The 15,804-nt window shown below is 55.0% G+C and carries 13 protein-coding genes; 2 read left to right on the forward strand and 11 right to left on the reverse strand.

The window, feature by feature from the left end; genetic code table 11:
- Positions 1–118: 118 nt before the first annotated feature.
- The 11 genes from EDC31_RS15870 to EDC31_RS15920 all read right to left on the reverse strand — a co-directional run bounded on the left by EDC31_RS15870 (position 119) and on the right by EDC31_RS15920 (position 14,216).
- Complete coding sequence (locus tag EDC31_RS15870) at positions 119–2,230, reverse strand: flagellar biosynthesis protein FlhA (RefSeq protein WP_081797854.1); 2,112 nt, start codon at positions 2,228–2,230, stop codon at positions 119–121.
- Positions 2,224–2,556 carry a FliM/FliN family flagellar motor switch protein gene (locus tag EDC31_RS15875; protein WP_081797856.1) on the reverse strand — a complete coding sequence of 111 codons (333 nt, stop codon included), beginning with the start codon at positions 2,554–2,556 and terminating at the stop codon, positions 2,224–2,226. The genes EDC31_RS15870 and EDC31_RS15875 overlap by 7 nt, the downstream gene beginning before the upstream one ends.
- Before the next feature lie 30 nt (positions 2,557–2,586).
- Positions 2,587–3,168, reverse strand: coding sequence for a hypothetical protein (locus EDC31_RS15880; protein ID WP_132127155.1), 582 nt, complete (start codon positions 3,166–3,168; stop codon positions 2,587–2,589).
- Positions 3,165–4,169: a flagellar motor switch protein FliG gene (locus EDC31_RS15885; RefSeq protein WP_042061368.1), complete on the reverse strand. Its 1,005-nt coding sequence runs from the start codon at positions 4,167–4,169 to the stop codon at positions 3,165–3,167. The genes EDC31_RS15880 and EDC31_RS15885 overlap by 4 nt, the downstream gene beginning before the upstream one ends.
- 2 nt (positions 4,170–4,171) lie before the next feature.
- Complete coding sequence (gene fliF, locus EDC31_RS15890; RefSeq protein WP_081797858.1) at positions 4,172–5,839, reverse strand: flagellar basal-body MS-ring/collar protein FliF; 1,668 nt, start codon at positions 5,837–5,839, stop codon at positions 4,172–4,174.
- Positions 5,840–5,926: 87 nt separating this feature from the next.
- Positions 5,927–6,664: a flagellar hook assembly protein FlgD gene (locus EDC31_RS15895; RefSeq protein ID WP_081797860.1), complete on the reverse strand. Its 738-nt coding sequence runs from the start codon at positions 6,662–6,664 to the stop codon at positions 5,927–5,929.
- Positions 6,665–6,678: 14 nt separating this feature from the next.
- Entirely contained in the window at positions 6,679–7,908 is a 1,230-nt protein-coding gene (locus EDC31_RS15900; RefSeq protein ID WP_132127156.1) for a hypothetical protein, read from the reverse strand.
- A gap of 48 nt (positions 7,909–7,956) precedes the next feature.
- Complete coding sequence (locus EDC31_RS15905; protein WP_239641743.1) at positions 7,957–8,298, reverse strand: hypothetical protein; 342 nt, start codon at positions 8,296–8,298, stop codon at positions 7,957–7,959.
- A 12-nt stretch (positions 8,299–8,310) separates the two neighbouring features.
- Entirely contained in the window at positions 8,311–9,855 is a 1,545-nt protein-coding gene (locus EDC31_RS15910) for an efflux transporter outer membrane subunit (RefSeq protein WP_042061377.1), read from the reverse strand.
- Complete coding sequence (locus EDC31_RS15915) at positions 9,852–12,989, reverse strand: efflux RND transporter permease subunit (protein WP_042061380.1); 3,138 nt, start codon at positions 12,987–12,989, stop codon at positions 9,852–9,854. The genes EDC31_RS15910 and EDC31_RS15915 overlap by 4 nt, the downstream gene beginning before the upstream one ends.
- 6 nt (positions 12,990–12,995) lie before the next feature.
- The gene (locus tag EDC31_RS15920; RefSeq protein WP_132127157.1) at positions 12,996–14,216 is read right to left on the reverse strand and encodes an efflux RND transporter periplasmic adaptor subunit; all 1,221 of its coding nucleotides are present in this window, start codon (positions 14,214–14,216) and stop codon (positions 12,996–12,998) included.
- Between the two features lie 171 nt (positions 14,217–14,387).
- On the opposite strand from EDC31_RS15920, the gene EDC31_RS15925 reads away from it, so the two are divergent.
- Together EDC31_RS15925 and EDC31_RS15930 are read left to right on the forward strand one after the other, a co-directional pair.
- Positions 14,388–15,065: a TetR/AcrR family transcriptional regulator gene (locus EDC31_RS15925; protein ID WP_052512175.1), complete on the forward strand. Its 678-nt coding sequence runs from the start codon at positions 14,388–14,390 to the stop codon at positions 15,063–15,065.
- Entirely contained in the window at positions 15,062–15,667 is a 606-nt protein-coding gene (locus tag EDC31_RS15930) for an FMN-dependent NADH-azoreductase (RefSeq protein WP_042061382.1), read from the forward strand. The genes EDC31_RS15925 and EDC31_RS15930 overlap by 4 nt, the downstream gene beginning before the upstream one ends.
- Positions 15,668–15,804 lie beyond the last annotated feature (137 nt).

Here is a 15,804-nt window from a genome sequence, read left to right on the forward strand (position 1 = left end):
ATGACATCCAAAGCCAGCCCCCTTCCCGGCTCTCATCTTGAATCAGATCACGCCGCCAAGGGGAATCCCTAACGATTCAGTTCGTGCAGAAAACGATCTAAAGTTTTGAAAGGCATTTTTAGGAAAGCGTTGCGACAGTCTTTATTTTTACACGTGGAAATATCTCAGAGTAAGCAATGACAGAGACAGACGGGCGAATACGCTCAACAATCGCACGCACAGAAGTCCTAAGCATACTGTCCACCAAAACCACAGGAAATTCTCCTCGTTGAAGCGCAAATTCGAACCCCTGCCGCAGCGCTTCAATGAATTCGTTCATCAAACTCGACGGAAGTGTCCCTTCCGCTCCATTTGTCATGAATTCACCTTCCCAACGTGCACCAAGTATCACGGCGGGAATCGTGCCATCTACGGAAAGAACCGAGTGACTAATTTGACGGGCCAACCGCAACCTGACATGGGCTAGAAGCAACGATGTCGTCTTCTGACCCATGGCAATAGCTTCCTGCATTGCCTCTAAAATTAGTGATGCATCCCTAATAGAAACATACTCTGCCAACAATGACTGAAAAACTCGATGCAATATAGCAATAGGTAATTGCGTTGGCACAAATTCTGCAACATTTTTTCGAATATCATCTGGCAAACCTGCCATCATCTTCTCCACTTCCGCAAGCGAAAGCAATTCGGGCAAATTGTCTTTAACTATTTCTGACAAATGAGTCGCTATAACACTCGCCGGATCAACAACAGTATATCCCCGGAAAAGTGCATCCTCCCGTCTTTCTGGCAAAATCCATCGCGCTTCCAAACCAAACACCGCTTCGACGGTTGTATCCCCAAGGATATCCGGCATACCTCCTTTCGGATCCATTACCAAAAGCTTGGTGAGTTCAACCGAACCTTTGCCGGCCTCTATATCACGCACCTTGATGCTGTATGTATTATGCGGCAAATTCATGTTATCTTGAACGCGCACCGAGGGTAAAATAAATCCAAAATCGTCAGCGATCTTTCGCCGTAGAATTTGGATCTGCGATGTCAACCGTGTCCCTTCGTCAGATACCAAAGGAAGAAGCCCAAGACCGAGCTCCAGTTTCAATGGTTCCACGAGCACAACTTGTGTCTCGACAGGAGACGATTCATAATGTTGTTTATCTTCCGGCAATGACGAAATTTGCAAAGCTCTATTATTTCTTCCCCGCACCAAAGCGACCGTGCCAATACATACAAAAAGGCCCAAGAAGGCAAAAGTTGGCAAGCCGGGTAAAAACGAAAGAATAAGTGACACAGCCGACGCAATCGCCAATGGGGAAACACGTTTACCCAATTGTTGCGCCACCGCATCTCCAGCTTTGCCCTCACTCGCTCCCTTCGTAACAATAATTCCAGCAGCAGTAGACACCAACAATGCGGGAATTTGTGTGACTAGACCATCGCCAACAGTTAGGATGGCAAAAGTTGAAAACGCGTCGTTTATCGTCATATTAAAACGAAATACACCCAACCCAAGACCAGCTACCATATTAACAAACGCGATAATAATAGCAGCAATTGCATCGCCCCGCACAAATTTTGCGGCGCCATCCATAGTGCCATAAAATGAACTTTCTTCTTCCAAATCCCGTCGACGCTGCTTTGCGTCTTTATCGTTAATTGCCCCGGAGTTTAATTCGGCATCGATTGCCATTTGCTTTCCCGGCATAGCGTCCAGCGAAAAACGCGCTGCAACTTCGGCGATTCGCCCCGACCCCTTGGTAATAACCATGAAATTTACTACCATAAGAATCACAAACAGGATGATGCCGATCGCAACATCGCCATTCATAAGAAATCCGCCAAATGCTGAAACTATATGCCCCGCAGCAAGCGGGCCCTTGTAACCCTGTCCCAAGATCAGTCTGGTAGTAGCAATTTCCAAAGAAAGTCTCAACAAAGTTGTCAACAACAACAACACCGGGAATGAACTAAACTCAACGGCCACATCCACAAACAGAGAAACCATAAGCACGATGACAGATAAAACTATAGAAAAAGATAGACCAAAATCCAAAAAAAACGTGGGTAAAGGAAAAATCAATCCTGATAAAATGCAAAAAACAGACAGAGGTATAAATAAGTCATAAGATCTAAATCCCACTTTATCAAAAAGGGTGCACGGAAAAAATTTAAAATATATTTCACCAACCTTTCCACACTTTTTTGTAAAAATTTTCCAGGTGCTCAACATATATTCCCCCGTATGCCGTCCACGGCGGATAAATCTTTTTTTATTATCTCCGACATAGTTATTCCTATCTTATTATCGTCTAATATGACAATCTCTCCTCGCGCTATAATTTTATTATTAATGTGAACCTCTATATTTTCCCCCACTTTGCGATTAAGCTCAACAATTGCACCTCGCCCCAATTTAACTACTTGACTTATGGGCATTACGACGCGCCCCAAAACCGCAGTTACAGTTACTGGTATTTCATAAATTACATCGGTGGGTCCTTGAAATTGATTTTCGTTTATATTATCGGATTCCATTTTTTTATCCTCAACACTCATTCTTTTTCTCCTTGTTCAATTTAATTGCCTCTATATTACACGCAAAAAAATTTCCAATTCCTTTATGATGGTGCTGATTCCGCGCTCGATTTGCAACTCGCTCTGAGAGACAATAAAATCCCCATCATCCATACGTTCATCTTCTAGTGGATTCAGTCGATAGCCTTTTGTCTTCCATATGGATTGGGAAAGAAGTTTTAGAGTTTTACTATTAGCTTGCACCTGGAAAGGTTCATCGTTCTCCAAAAATTTCAGGGAAAAAATTTTGTCAAATTGTTTATCTTCGCAAGAAAGTGAAAGATTGCATATACTCAGAAAGAAAATATCAATTACTTTGCGGAAGAAATCATCAATTATTTCAGTTGATCTCCTATTTTCATTATCAGAAATAAATTCTAGCTTAAGCAATATATTTTGATATAAATCCTTTATTTTTTCTAATTTTTCATTCGTAATGTTGCGTTTCCGTATCCCGCTTTCCTCTCCGTCGCGCCATGCCTTTCTTACCATTTCATCAACGATATCATTTTCTAAAATTGGCGATTCATTTTCTTCATTGACGAACTCAATATTTTTCGGAAAAGAAAAATCATAAAGATCAACGTTCTTCATGATATTACCTCATCGGATGATTCCGAATAAAGTTCATCTATTTCCCCTTCTTCGATCATTTTTTTTGCGATGTTGACCACATTGGCCTGTGCATTTTCCATATCTTTAACTTTTACAGCCCCCATGGCCATCATTTCTTCTTTTAATATTTTTCCCGACCGTTCAGACATGCACTTGAAAAATTGATCTCGAAGATCATTCGAACACCCTTTTAACGCACAGGCAAGCTCAAGACGGTCAACTTTGGAAATTACCAGAGCCATGTCCTCTTCATCTAGAAGCTTTAAATCATCAAAGGTAAACATTAGGAATTTTATTTTTTCCGCATCATCCGAACTGTATTCTTTCAGACTTTCCAATAATCTATTTTCATGCTTCCGTTCCATCGTGTTAAATATTTCAGCCATTTTTCCGTAAGAGTCATTTTTTTGGAACGAAATAGTGTTCCGCATAAACTCCTTACATAAGGTATCTTCAAGACTCTGGATGACTTTTTGAGGGACAGATTCCATATGAATTATTCTATCTATAACTTCCAATGCAAATTTTTGTGGAAAGAGGGCCAGTACTCTTGCAGATTGTTCTGTTGGAATCCTTCCAAGTATAACACAAACTGTCTGAGGATGTTCATTAACCAAATAATTTGCCAGCATTACATCAGAAATGTTTCCCAATTTTTTCCACATTGTATGCCCTGATGGCCCTCTTATTTCCTCCATAATTTGATTGGCTACATTCGCAGGAACAGCTTCCTTCAAAAATCGCTCTGCGCTATTGACATTTCCGATCATATTATTAGTGTAACGAGCGGCGTTTAGAAATTCTTTGCATACCTCATCTACGAGATCTGCCTTGATTTCTCCGAGGTTGGCTATAGATCGGGAAATTTCTTTCAGTTCATCCTCATTGAGTTCTTTTAATAAAGGCGCAGAATTTTCTTCCCCCAAAGCCAATAAAAAGATGGCGGCTTTTTGCTTTCCGGAAATTTTTATGTAGGACATCTTCAATCTCCATCGCTTTTTGAAATCCAGTGACGCAGAATGGCAACGCTGGCTGCATGCTGAGAATCAACTATGGCGGCTATTTGATTTAAGGACGATAGTTTTTCATGGCGTTTTCCGTCCATTTCTTCGAATTTACTTATTGATGTATTTTCTATCAAAGGCACTAATGCTTTACTGGATGTGTCTGAGAGCTCAGAACTTTTGTCTTGTAATAAGTTATTCGGTTGAGAATTTTCTAATTCCTTTATTCCCGACATAAGTTTCAACTTTTTATCATCTGATAGTGAGTTGTTTATATTATTAGAATTTTTTATTATTGGCTTTAGTATGACGATTCCCACAAAGGCAGCAGAAAGAATCAGCATTCCGAATGATAGAAAACTTTCGGAAGTGATAATACTACTAATTTTTTTGTATTTTTCACTTGTTGGATTTTCTGTATTATTGTAATTGTCGAACATCATCGATGTTACTGTCACTATATCTCCGCGTGACTGATCATATCCCACCGCACCCTTTACGAGCTTATCGATTTTGGCAAGTTCCGCTGAATCTCGTGGTATTTGGACTTTATGTCCGTCTGCAGAACGTTCGGTCTTATAATCAACCAGAACCGCTATTGTCTGTCGGATTATCTTTGGCTTGTCCTGTACCAGAACTTGGGTTGTTTTTCCGATTTCATAATTATTGGTCTCTTCCTGTTGTATGGACTGAGTGCCGGTTTTGGGTTGCGCCGCATCGGCATTCGGAAGATTGTTTTGTACGGAAACGTTTTTCTTTTCTTCAGCAGAAAAACTCTTTCGTGACTCTGTCTTTTGTGAGCGCAGCACCTGCTGATCCGGATCAAATGTTTCACGTGTTTGATGAATTTTATCAAAGCTGAATGTTATATTTGTTTCGATATGAACATGATCTTGTCCGAGCGACGTTGCGAGCAAACCTTCGACTGATTGAGCCAGGTGGTGCTCCGCCGCCAATGTTACGGCTTCCGGATCTGTATTCTCATCCGATATTCTTTCTTTGTTCCCGTCCTCAAGAACATGCCCTCGATTATCGATAATCGAAATATGATCGCTTTGAAGGCCGGGCACGGCGGCAAGCACGAGATTGGATATCGCCCTGATATTTTCGTGATCGAGCTGTTGGCCGGGTTTCAAATTGAGGATGATGCTCGCCTGCGAAGCCTGCTCATTGGCCGAGAAAAGTTCACGATGTCGCAGCACTAAATGGACACGCGCGGATTTAACACCCTGAATTAATATCAACGACCGTTCCAACTCTCCTTCCAATGCACGAGTTTGATCGATATTTTCCTCGAACGCGCTTGTCGCCAAGCCATTTTTTCGATCGAAAAGCTCATAGCCAATACCTCCGGACGAAGGGAGACCACTTTGGGCGAGCATCAATCGTGCTTCGGCGATGTTTTCACGATTCAGAAATATGGTTTCCCCGTCGCCACTTAACCGATAGGGGATATGTCGTTGCGTCAGCACGGAAGTCATTTCTGCGGCTTCCTTGGGGTCGAGATCCGAATATAACAGCGCGTCAGGACGGTTTCCGCGTGTTGCGATAAGCGTCATAAGAACGGCCATCAACACAAAAACTCCGCCGAGGGCGGCGAGTTTGTATGGCCCCAAGGCGCGCAAATTGACGAGTATGTTTTTCATTTTCCAGCGCCGCCCCGTAAATCCGAATTGGTCCTGGCTTTCTATTGCACAGAGAAGTTAATGACCGATTAACAGAAGAGCGCCCGCTCAACTTGAACTCGATGACGCATCAGTGATTCCCGTGACATTTCCGAGCGAAGTCGAATAATCACCCAAATTCACGTTCACGCCGCTCGAAGATTGGTTCAATCCCGTGATTGTTCCTGCGGTCGTCGTTGCAAGGGATTGGGGCGGTCCAGAAGCTGCCGTCTGCATGACGGAAATTGAATAAATGCCGTTCGGTTCCGAAGAGCCGCTGTCGCTGACACCATTCCATGTCCAGGTGTTTGTGCCGACTGCGGGAGTCAATGTTTCTGTTTTTACGATCGTGCCGGACGCGTCGCTGACGGCGATCGCCACAGGCGCGGTGCTGGACGCCGTATAAGAAGTCTCAGCGCTGCCATTTTGAAGTGCAAAGCGGGACGAGGTCGCGGTAGCAGTGCTGCCGAGAAGTGACTTGCCTTCCGCCAACGTATTTTCCTGTGTTGCGCTGATCAGAGTCGCAAGATTGCTGTTCGTTTGAACCTGTTGTTCAACACCGGCGAATTGAGCAAGCTCGCTCGTGAAGGAGTCTGTGCTCATCGGGCTGCTTGGATCCTGATGCTCCAACTGGGTCGTCAGCAGGGTTAGAAACTCCGTATAATTCTGACCCAATGACGATAAAGCCGCGTCCGAGGTTGACGAGGTTGTCGAACTGCTGCTGGTTGATGTCGCTGTGCCTGTGAGAGCCGTTTTTTTCGCGGCGCCTTCAGCAAGGGTGAGCAAAGTTGCGGTGGAAATCGACATGTTTCTTCTCCCGTTCAGAGATGCAAATTCAAGAGACCGACCCCGAGGAACTGCTCTTCATTTTCTTGCTCCTCCATCCGCTCGCGCGTCGAGATTGCCTTGTCGTGTTGGGGAAATGCGCCACCGACCGCCGTTCGAACCGCGAGCGTCAGCGCTATGGGCGCCGCGACGATCTGTTGCATAAGGGCCGGCGCAATAAGTCCCGATGCATTTTGTGGCAATGATGGCAGGAGATCCGCTTGTTTTCCCATATGTTCGACGAGGGAAACGTCATTGCTTGCCACATCGACATGAAGTCGGCCATTATTTCCCCCCGAGACATGAAGCGACAGGAAAGTCCCATCCCCCAAGGCATGCCGGACCAGGGTCTGGACGTGATCTCCCTCGCCCTGGGTCATCACGCGCAGGGCTCCGTCCTCTCGCACCTCGAGAGTATCCTGCTCTTCCATTGAACGGGCGGCAGGCTGGGTTTCGTCGTCGGGCTGACTTCCTTCATTCTCCATCTCGACAATGTCGCCTGCCATGGTGTCAGGCCGCGTGGGGGCGGGCAGGTTCCTCGCGACAGTTGAGCCCGAAGTGCTGATCGCGCCGCCATCTCCAGCAACTCCATTCTTGCCTTGCTGCGCGGCATTGTCCTGTGACGCGGCGAAAGACGCGGGAGTCGCTACGTTATTCTGAACAGGAAGAGTTTCATCATTCGCATTGTCAGAAAGAACCGGAAGAGTCGCGGTGACTTTCCCCCGTTCCCGTTCAGGAGCAGTGTCCCGTGTCGCTGTCTTGTCAACCTGTCCGTTCGTGCGGCCGACTACGGTTTCTGACGAATTGCCAGTCTCTTCCGACCGTTCCGCAACGCCATCTGACGCTCGGGAGCGAGCAACGCGCGCTGAATCGGGGCTCTGGAATGCCCGCACATTCGACGGTCGTGAAGCCGTTGCGGCGACCGGCCTTGCCAATTCCCTGCTTGCACCTGTTCCAACCCGGGTCGACGAAGCCGCCGGGGCAGGAGTGCCGTTCCCCCGTGCCGGTTTTTCACCCGAATCGGCGGGCACAGCCTCCGCCTTAGGGGCGACAGGCTGCTGCCGACGTGGTTCGATCGGCTCGTGCCGCGTGTCCGCTGCATGCTCGAAGCTTTTCAGGAATGCCGCGAAACGGAGATCAGACGCCGTGAGCACGCCCGTCGCAGGCGGTGACATCGCCGTTCCACTCGGCTTTGCGACAGGATTCGACACGACAGAGACGGCCATCCGGTGATCCTCCAGAGGCCATTTTCCCGCAATTTGGTAAAGAAAGTCTTACTCGTCTTCTTCAAGTGGTTGAACGCGAATCACCTTTCCGGATCGATCATGATAGATGATTGCCGGGCCGCGCCGCTCGGCATACCCGTCGGGCTCTCCGTCCGGCGTGCGGAAGATGAGGCGCTCGGCCTCCGGCTGCTCGATCACCTTGTCTCCTTCCGGCCGATACAAATAACGCCGGAAATTCGCATGGGCGTGCGGAAGATTCGATTGATGCGCCAGTTCATGCAATGACGGGGGCTTCTTCTCCTCATCATCCTGCGCGCGCGCCATGCTTCCCGGCAGCGCCAGCATCACAGCCGAAATCATCAAACCCCAACGACGCAGCCCCAGCCGCATGGCATCCTCTCCTCACCCCGGCGATCCGACCGGGGCAACCCGCGGCTCACCATTTGCCGTCGCCGCAACTTTAGTCGGAACCGTCTTGCGGCTCCAGCCTCCACCCAGCGCGCGATAAACGGTGACGAGATTCTGATACCGGGCCAATTGCACCGCAATCGTCGATTGTTGCGCCTGATAGAGTGTGCGCTGCTGGGTCAGCGTGGTGAGATACGGATCGATCCCGGTCTTGAACCGCATCATCGCGAGATCATAGGCCTGCTGCGACGATGCGACGAGATCGCGCATCTGGCGCTCCTGGTCCAGATAGGTCTCGCGCGCCGTCAGGGCATCGGAAACCTCGCGAAAAGCCGTCTGCACCGTGTTCTCGTAGCTCGCGATCTGCTCCAGCTTGCGCGCCTTGGAGATCTGGAGATTCCCCTCGTTCTGCCCCCAGGTAAAGATCGGCAGCGAGATATTGGGCGAGACCGTCCACGTCTCCGCGCCGGGCGTGAAGAGCTGGCGGAACTGCAAGCTGCTGATTCCCTCGGAGGCGGTGATGGTGAGCCTCGGAAAGAAAGCGGCCCGCGCCGCGCCGATATTGGCGTTCGCGCCGATCAGCCGGTGCTCGGCCGCCTGGACATCAGGCCGATTCGCGATCAGATCGGAAGGCAGCCCCGCATGCAGGTCCGCGAGAATCGTCTGACTGCCGAAAGGGGCGGGGGGCGGCAGGTCCGGTGGAAGCGGCATGCCGACGAGAAGCTGGATCGCATGCTCGTCCTGCGCCACCTGCCGGCGATATTGCTGCTCATTCGCCGCCGCCTGCTCCACCTGCGTTTCTGTCTGACGCAGAGTGAGCAGCGTGCTTTCCCCGTGCTCGTATTGCAGGCGCGTGAGACGCAGCGTATCCCGCTGCGAGGTCAGGGTCTGTTCCGTCACCCGCAGCAATTCGCGATCCGCGAGCCATTGCAGATACGTGTTGGCGAGCTGGGAGAGCGTGCTGATGAGGACCGAGCGCGCGTTATAGACCGAGGTCATCGCCGCTTCCGCCTGCTGGCGCGAGAGATTGCGGATACGCCCGAAGAGATCGATCTCGTAGGAGGAAAACCCGATGCCTACATTATAGAAGCGCAAGGTCGAGATCGTCCTGCCGAATCCCGGCGCGAAGGCGAAACCGGCGCGCGAGGATGGCGCGATGAACTCTCCCTGTCCCGTCGTGCCGATCGGCGGGAAGAGAGATGCGTGCTGGACCTCGTACTCACCCTGCGCCTCGGCGATCGCCGCCGCCTGACTCCGCAGGTTGCGGTTGTTACTCAAGGTGAGTTCGATCAGCGCACGCAGGCGCGGATCGATGAAGAAGCTTTCCCAGCCGAGATCGGCCGCCATCTGCGCCTTGGAAGGGGGGGCCTTCCCCACCGAGCCCGCAACGCCCGTATCCGTCGGCCAGGAATCCTGCACCGGCAGCGCCGGACGCTGGTAATGCGGTGCCAGATTGCACCCCGTCAGCAATGCCGAAACCGCAGTCCCGGCCGCGAATACCCGGAGTGCTGCTCGCCCGTCCGTCCCGTGGCGCCTCATCGCACGCCCTCCTGCGCCAGCGCGCCCCGTTTTTCGCTCATGCGCCTCACCCGGAACAGCTTCAACACGCAGACGAAGAAGAGCGGCACGAAGAACACGGCCAGCACCGTGGCGCTGAGCATGCCCCCCACCACGCAGGTGCCGATGGCCATGCGCGAGGCCGAACCGGCTCCCGTCGCCACGGCCAGCGGAATCGTCCCCACAACGAAGGCGATCGACGTCATCAGAATCGGCCGCAGACGTTCCTGCCCGGCCTTGAGCACCGCCTCCTCCAGCGAATCGCCCTGCTCGAAGAAGTTCTTGGCGAATTCCACGATCAGGATCGCGTTCTTGACCGAAAGCCCCACCGTCGTCAGCAGCCCGACCTGGAAATACACGTCATTGCTCAATCCGCGCAGATAGGTGGCGAAGACCGCCCCCAGCACGCCCAGCGGCAGGACGAGGAGCACGGAGAACGGGATCGCCCAGCTTTCGTACAGCGCCGCGAGACAGAAGAGGATGACGATGGAGGCCAATGCATAGAGCGGCCCCGTCGCACTGCCCGAGGCGACCTGCTCGTAGGACAGGCCCGTCCATTCATATCCGATCCCCGGCGGAAGCTTGGTGAGAATCCTGCGCATTTCGTCCATCGCCTCGCCGGAACTGACGGAGGCGGCGGGCTGGCCAAGAATTTCGTATGAATTCAGGCCATTGAAATCCTCAACCTTCTGCGGCCCGAGCATCCAGTCCCCATGCATGAACGTATTCAGCGGCACCAATGTCCCCGCCGTGTTCCGCATATACCACTTGTTGAGATCGGCCGGCGTCATGCGCGCCGAGGCCACGCCCTGGATATAGACCTGTTTCACGCGGTCGTTTCGCAGGAACTGGTTGACATAGATCGAGCCGAACGCGCCCTGGATGGTCGTGTTGATATCCGCGTTGGTCAGGCCCTCGGCATTGGCCTTGGCGCGATCGACCTCCAGATGGAATTGCGGCGCGTCCTCGAGCCCGTTCGGGCGCACGGCCACGAGCTTCGGGTCCTGCGCCGCCATGCCGAGCACGAGGTTCCGGGCCTCCAGCAGCTTCTGATGCCCGACATGGCCGCGATCCTCGAGTTCGAGATCGAAGCCCGTGGCGTTGCCGAGTTCCAGAACGGCAGGCGGGTTGATCGCGAAGATCTGGGCGGCCGGGTCCATCCAGAAATGCTGCATGACCTTATTGGCGATCGCCATCGTCGTGTTCGCGGCGCCCGGCCGCACGGACCAGTCCTTCATCCGCACGAAGAACGCGCCGGAATTCTGCGATTGCCCCGCGAAGTTGAACCCCGTCACCGTCAGCACGGACTGGACCTGATCCTTGTACGTCGAGAGGATATAGTCGGCGACGCGCTTGTTGACCGCCGCGACCTGCTCGTTCGTCGCGCCGGGACGCATCGAGACCTGGCCGAAGATCAGCCCCTGATCCTCGTCCGGCAGGAAGCCGCCCGGCACGCGGAAGAAGAAGAACACCACGATCGACGTCATCACGACGAAACCGACGATCCCGACCGGCCACCCCTTGAGGAGATAGCGCACCCCCAGGAGGTATCCCTTGTTCAGGCGATCGAAATTCCGGTTGAACCAGCCGGCCGGACCCGTCTTCTTTTCGTGGCTGGTCGGCTTGAGCATGGTCGCGCAGAGCGCGGGCGTCAGCACCATGGCCACCAGGACGGACAGCCACATGGCCGCGACGATGGTGATGGAGAACTGGCGGTAGATCACGCCCGTCGAGCCGCTGAAGGCCGCCATGGGCAGGAACACGGCGCTCAGCACGAGCACGATGCCGACCAGCGCGCCGGTGATCTCGTCCATCGACTTGCGCGCCGCATCGCGCGGGGAGAGCTTCTCCTGCGCCATCACGCGCTCGACATTCTCCACGACCACGATGGCGTCGTCGACGAGCAGCCCCACGGCGAGCACCATGGCGAGCATGGTCAGCGTGTTGATCGCATAGCCCAGCGCCGCCAGCACGCCGAACGTGCCCAGCAGCACGACCGGCACGGCGATGGTCGGGATCAGCGTCGCGCGGAAGTTCTGGAGGAAGACCAGCATGACGAGGAAGACGAAGACGATCGCCTCCAGCAGCGTCTTCACCACATCCTCGATGGACAGCACGATGAACGGCTCAGTATCGAGCGGATAGACGATCTTCAGCCCTGGCGGGAAAAATTTCTCCAGCTCGGCGAGCTGCGCGCGCACCGCCGCCTCCGTCTGGAGCTGGTTCGCGCCCGAGGCCAGCTTCAAGGCCAGCGCCGTGGCGGGCTTGTTGTTGTAGAGCGCGGAGATGCTGTACGATTGCGCGCCCAGCTCGACGGACCCGACATCGCGGATTCGCACCTGTGCCCCGTCCTGCTGGACCTTGAGGAGGATATTCTCGAACTGCTGCGGATCGGTCAGGCGCGTCGGGCCGATGATCGTGGCGTCGAACCCGACCCCTTTTTTCGCCGGAAGACCGCCCAGTTCACCCGAGGAGACCTGGATGTTCTGCGCCTGGATCGCGTTCTGGACGTCGGTGAGGGTGAGCGCGTATTTGTACAGCTTGCCCGGGTCCAGCCAGATGCGCATGGCGTATTCCGAACCGAACAACGTGTGATCGCCCACGCCGGAGACGCGCGACAGCGGATCGACGACGTTCGACGCGATATAATCGGCGATATCGTTGCCGCTCATGCTGCCGTCGGTCGAGGTGAACCCGACCACCATCATGAAGTTCTTGACCGCCTTCACGACGCTCAGCCCCTGCGTCGTCACCTCCGTCGGCAGGCGCGCCTCGGCAAGTTGCAGCTTGTTCTGGACCTGAACCTGCGCGATGTCCGGATTCGTCCCCTGCGCGAAGGTCAGGTCGATCTCCATCGAGCCGTTTGCGTAGGATTGGGCGGACAGATATTCGAGATGGTCGAGACCGGACATCTGCTGGAGAATGGGCCGCACCACCGTGTTGTTGACCGTCTCGGCGGAGGCGCCCGGATACGTCACGGTGATCGCCACCTGCGGCGGTGCGATGGAAGGGTATTGGGCGATCGGCATGCGCAGGATGCACACCACGCCCAGCAGCATGATGATCAGCCCGATGACCCAGGCGAAGACCGGACGGTCGATGAAGAAACGAGACATGGCGCGTCAGTCCGCCTTGCTCTGCGGCGCGTCGGCCGCCTCGGTGACCTTCACCTTCGCGCCCGGACGCACCTTCTGAAGACCGTTGACGATCACGCGATCACCGTCCTTCAGACCGTCCAGGACCTGCCATGACTGGTCCACGATACGCCCGACCCGCACCGGCCGGATCGCCACCTTGCTGTCCTGCCCGACGACGAGAACCTGCGGGTTCCCCTTGCTGTCGCGCTGCAACGCCACCTGCGGCACGGTCAGCGCATCGGGAATCTCGCCCTCGTCGATCCGCGCATGGACGAACATGCCGGGCAGCAGCAGCTTGTCGGGATTGGGGAATTCGGCCCGGAGGACCAGCGTGCCGGTCGCCGGGTCGACCGTGACCTCGGCCAGGCGCAACTCTCCCGTCCGGGGATAGGTCGAGCCGTCATCGAGTTCGAGCGTCACCGGCGGCATCCCCTTGCCGTTCCCCTTGATCTGTCCCTGGGCCATTTCGCGGCGCAGGCGCAGCATGTCCACATCGGCGAGATTCACGTCCACATAGATCGGGTCCAGCCGCGTCACCACCGCGATCGGCGCCGTCTGCCCCGCCGTGACCAGCGAGCCCGGCGTGACCAGCATGCGGCCGATGCGTCCGTCGATGGGGGAGCGGACCTCCGTCCAGTCCAGATTGACCTTCGCGCTGGCGACGTTCGCCTTCGCCTGGGCGATCTGCGCCTCGGCCTGCCGCGCCTGCGAGAGGGTGTTGTCATAGTCCTGACTGGAAACGGCATGCGCCGTCGCAAGCGGCCTGTAGCGGCGAAGCTGCGCCTCGATGCTCACCGCCGCGGCCTGAGCCTGCAACAGCGCCGCCTTCGCCCGGTCATAGGTGGCCTGATAGGGCGCCGGGTTGATCTTGTAGAGCAGATCCCCCTCATGCATGTCCGAGCCCTGCTTGAAGCTGCGCGTCAGGATCATGCCGCTCACCTGCGGGCGGATCTGCGCCTGCTCATAGGCGTCCGTGCGGCCGGGCAGCACGGTCTGCGTGTGAATCGGATGAGGATGAATCGTCACCACCTCGACGGGCTGGGGCGGCATTCCTTGCTGTTCCGCCGCCTTCTGCTTGCAGCCCGTCAGCCCGGCGACCAGCCCGAGAGAGAGCAGCAGGGCCGGACCGGACACCGCAACGCGCGAAAAGATGACGCCCTCGGCCCGAAGCTGTGTGGCGGAGAGACAAACCGTTCGATCATGCATCGGGCTCATCGCGAACCAATCTCTTTCTCAAAGGACTCTCAAAAAAAAGGCTCCTACCGGAGCCAGGCAAAATGAGAAATTGAAAACTCTTGAGTTTCCGTCGGAACGGGAACTATACGGTTTCCTGACTATCGTCAATGACAGGCACACAGGGACACGTCGCAAACGCACATGGATCATACCCGTCCGACCTGCCTGTGCCGCGCCATCGGCCGCCGCCCCCCCGCTCCCGGCGACGCCGGGCGCAAGGAACGCGTTCTGGACGCGGCCGTCGCCGTGCTACAGGAACACGGCTATCAGGCCACCTCGATGGACCGGATCGCCGCTCTGTGCGGCATGTCCAAGAAGACACTTTACCAGCTTTTCGAGTCCCGGCAGCTTCTCTTCGAGTCGCTGCTGGTCGATCGCCTCTTCAATTCGAACCTCATCGATCTCGAATTGCAAGGCGCAACGCCCCGGGAACGCCTGAGCTTCGGGATGCGTCATCTCGCCGCCGAGCTTCTCGCGCCGAAGCGTCTCGTCCTGCTGCGCGCCGTGGTCTCCGAGCTTTCGCGCGTTCCGGAGATCGCCACCTTCATGCAGGGCTATTTCGTCGATAATTCACGGGTCTTTCCGCTGCGTTCCTGGCTGCGCCGCCTCGGCTATGACACGATTCTGACGGCGGAGGAACTCGACACGGCGAGCGAGCATCTGTTCGGCATGACGGTCGGGCTGCTGATGCTGGGCGATCTCGCCCAATGCAAGCCGTCGAAAACGCCCGAGGCGCGACGGGCTTTCATCGAAAGCGGCGTGACGCTCTTCCTCCGCGCCTATCCACTTCCCGTCCCTGCCTCCGGATCGGACTCATGACGCTCCTGCATATCGACTCCAGCATTCTCGGCGACAACTCCGCCAGCCGACAGATCACCGCCGATACGGTCGCCCATCTGCGCGCCGCCGATCCGGGCGTGACGATCGTCTATCGCGACCTCGCCGCCAACCCGCTCCCCCATCTCTCCGGTGGCTACCTCGCCCGCCAGTCCGCCGATGTGCAGCACGATCCCGCCCTTCAGGCGGATCTCCGTCACGACGGTCGCGTGCTGGACGAATTCCTCGCCGCGAGCACGGTGGTGATCGGCGCGCCGATGTACAACTTCACCATTCCCAGCCAGCTCAAGGCATGGATCGACCGGATCTGCGTCGCGGGCAAGACCTTCCGGCGCTACACCGAGAGCGGTTTCGAAGGTCTCGTCGGGGACAAGAAAATCATCCTCGCCATCACCCGCGGCGGCCTGTACGGCCCCGACAGCCCTTCCGCCTCCTTCGAACATCAGGAAAGTTACCTGCGCGCGGTGTTCACCTTCCTCGGCGTCACCGACATCACCACCATCATCGCCGAAGGCCTTGCCGGAGGCGAGGAACAGCGCAACGCCGCACTGGCAGACACCAGGGCCCAGATCGACCGTCTCTGAGAGAGCCGTCACACCGCCCAACGCACTCACGCGCCACCAGTTTGTGAACCGGCGTGGAAAATTGACCCTGGTGGAGGGGTAATCGGCGCCGAAAACTGACCCCTCTGATGCATGGGTTCACAGTGGTCTTCGTGATG

The organism is Acidomonas methanolica (genome assembly GCF_004346035.1).
Classification (GTDB): Bacteria; Pseudomonadota; Alphaproteobacteria; order Acetobacterales; family Acetobacteraceae; genus Acidomonas; species Acidomonas methanolica.

Coding starts and splice junctions, on each gene's coding strand:
- EDC31_RS15870 (WP_081797854.1), bottom strand. CDS start 2,230: ATGTTGAGCACCTGGAAAATTTTTACAAAAAAGTGTGGAAAGGTTGGT.
- EDC31_RS15905 (WP_239641743.1), bottom strand. CDS start 8,298: ATGCGGCTGGGGCTGCGTCGTTGGGGTTTGATGATTTCGGCTGTGATG.
- fliF (WP_081797858.1), bottom strand. CDS start 5,839: ATGAAAAACATACTCGTCAATTTGCGCGCCTTGGGGCCATACAAACTC.
- EDC31_RS15920 (WP_132127157.1), bottom strand. CDS start 14,216: ATGCATGATCGAACGGTTTGTCTCTCCGCCACACAGCTTCGGGCCGAG.
- EDC31_RS15900 (WP_132127156.1), bottom strand. CDS start 7,908: ATGGCCGTCTCTGTCGTGTCGAATCCTGTCGCAAAGCCGAGTGGAACG.
- EDC31_RS15875 (WP_081797856.1), bottom strand. CDS start 2,556: ATGAGTGTTGAGGATAAAAAAATGGAATCCGATAATATAAACGAAAAT.
- EDC31_RS15915 (WP_042061380.1), bottom strand. CDS start 12,989: ATGTCTCGTTTCTTCATCGACCGTCCGGTCTTCGCCTGGGTCATCGGG.
- EDC31_RS15880 (WP_132127155.1), bottom strand. CDS start 3,168: ATGAAGAACGTTGATCTTTATGATTTTTCTTTTCCGAAAAATATTGAG.
- EDC31_RS15885 (WP_042061368.1), bottom strand. CDS start 4,169: ATGTCCTACATAAAAATTTCCGGAAAGCAAAAAGCCGCCATCTTTTTA.
- EDC31_RS15925 (WP_052512175.1), top strand. CDS start 14,388: ATGGATCATACCCGTCCGACCTGCCTGTGCCGCGCCATCGGCCGCCGC.
- EDC31_RS15930 (WP_042061382.1), top strand. CDS start 15,062: ATGACGCTCCTGCATATCGACTCCAGCATTCTCGGCGACAACTCCGCC.
- EDC31_RS15910 (WP_042061377.1), bottom strand. CDS start 9,855: ATGAGGCGCCACGGGACGGACGGGCGAGCAGCACTCCGGGTATTCGCG.
- EDC31_RS15895 (WP_081797860.1), bottom strand. CDS start 6,664: ATGTCGATTTCCACCGCAACTTTGCTCACCCTTGCTGAAGGCGCCGCG.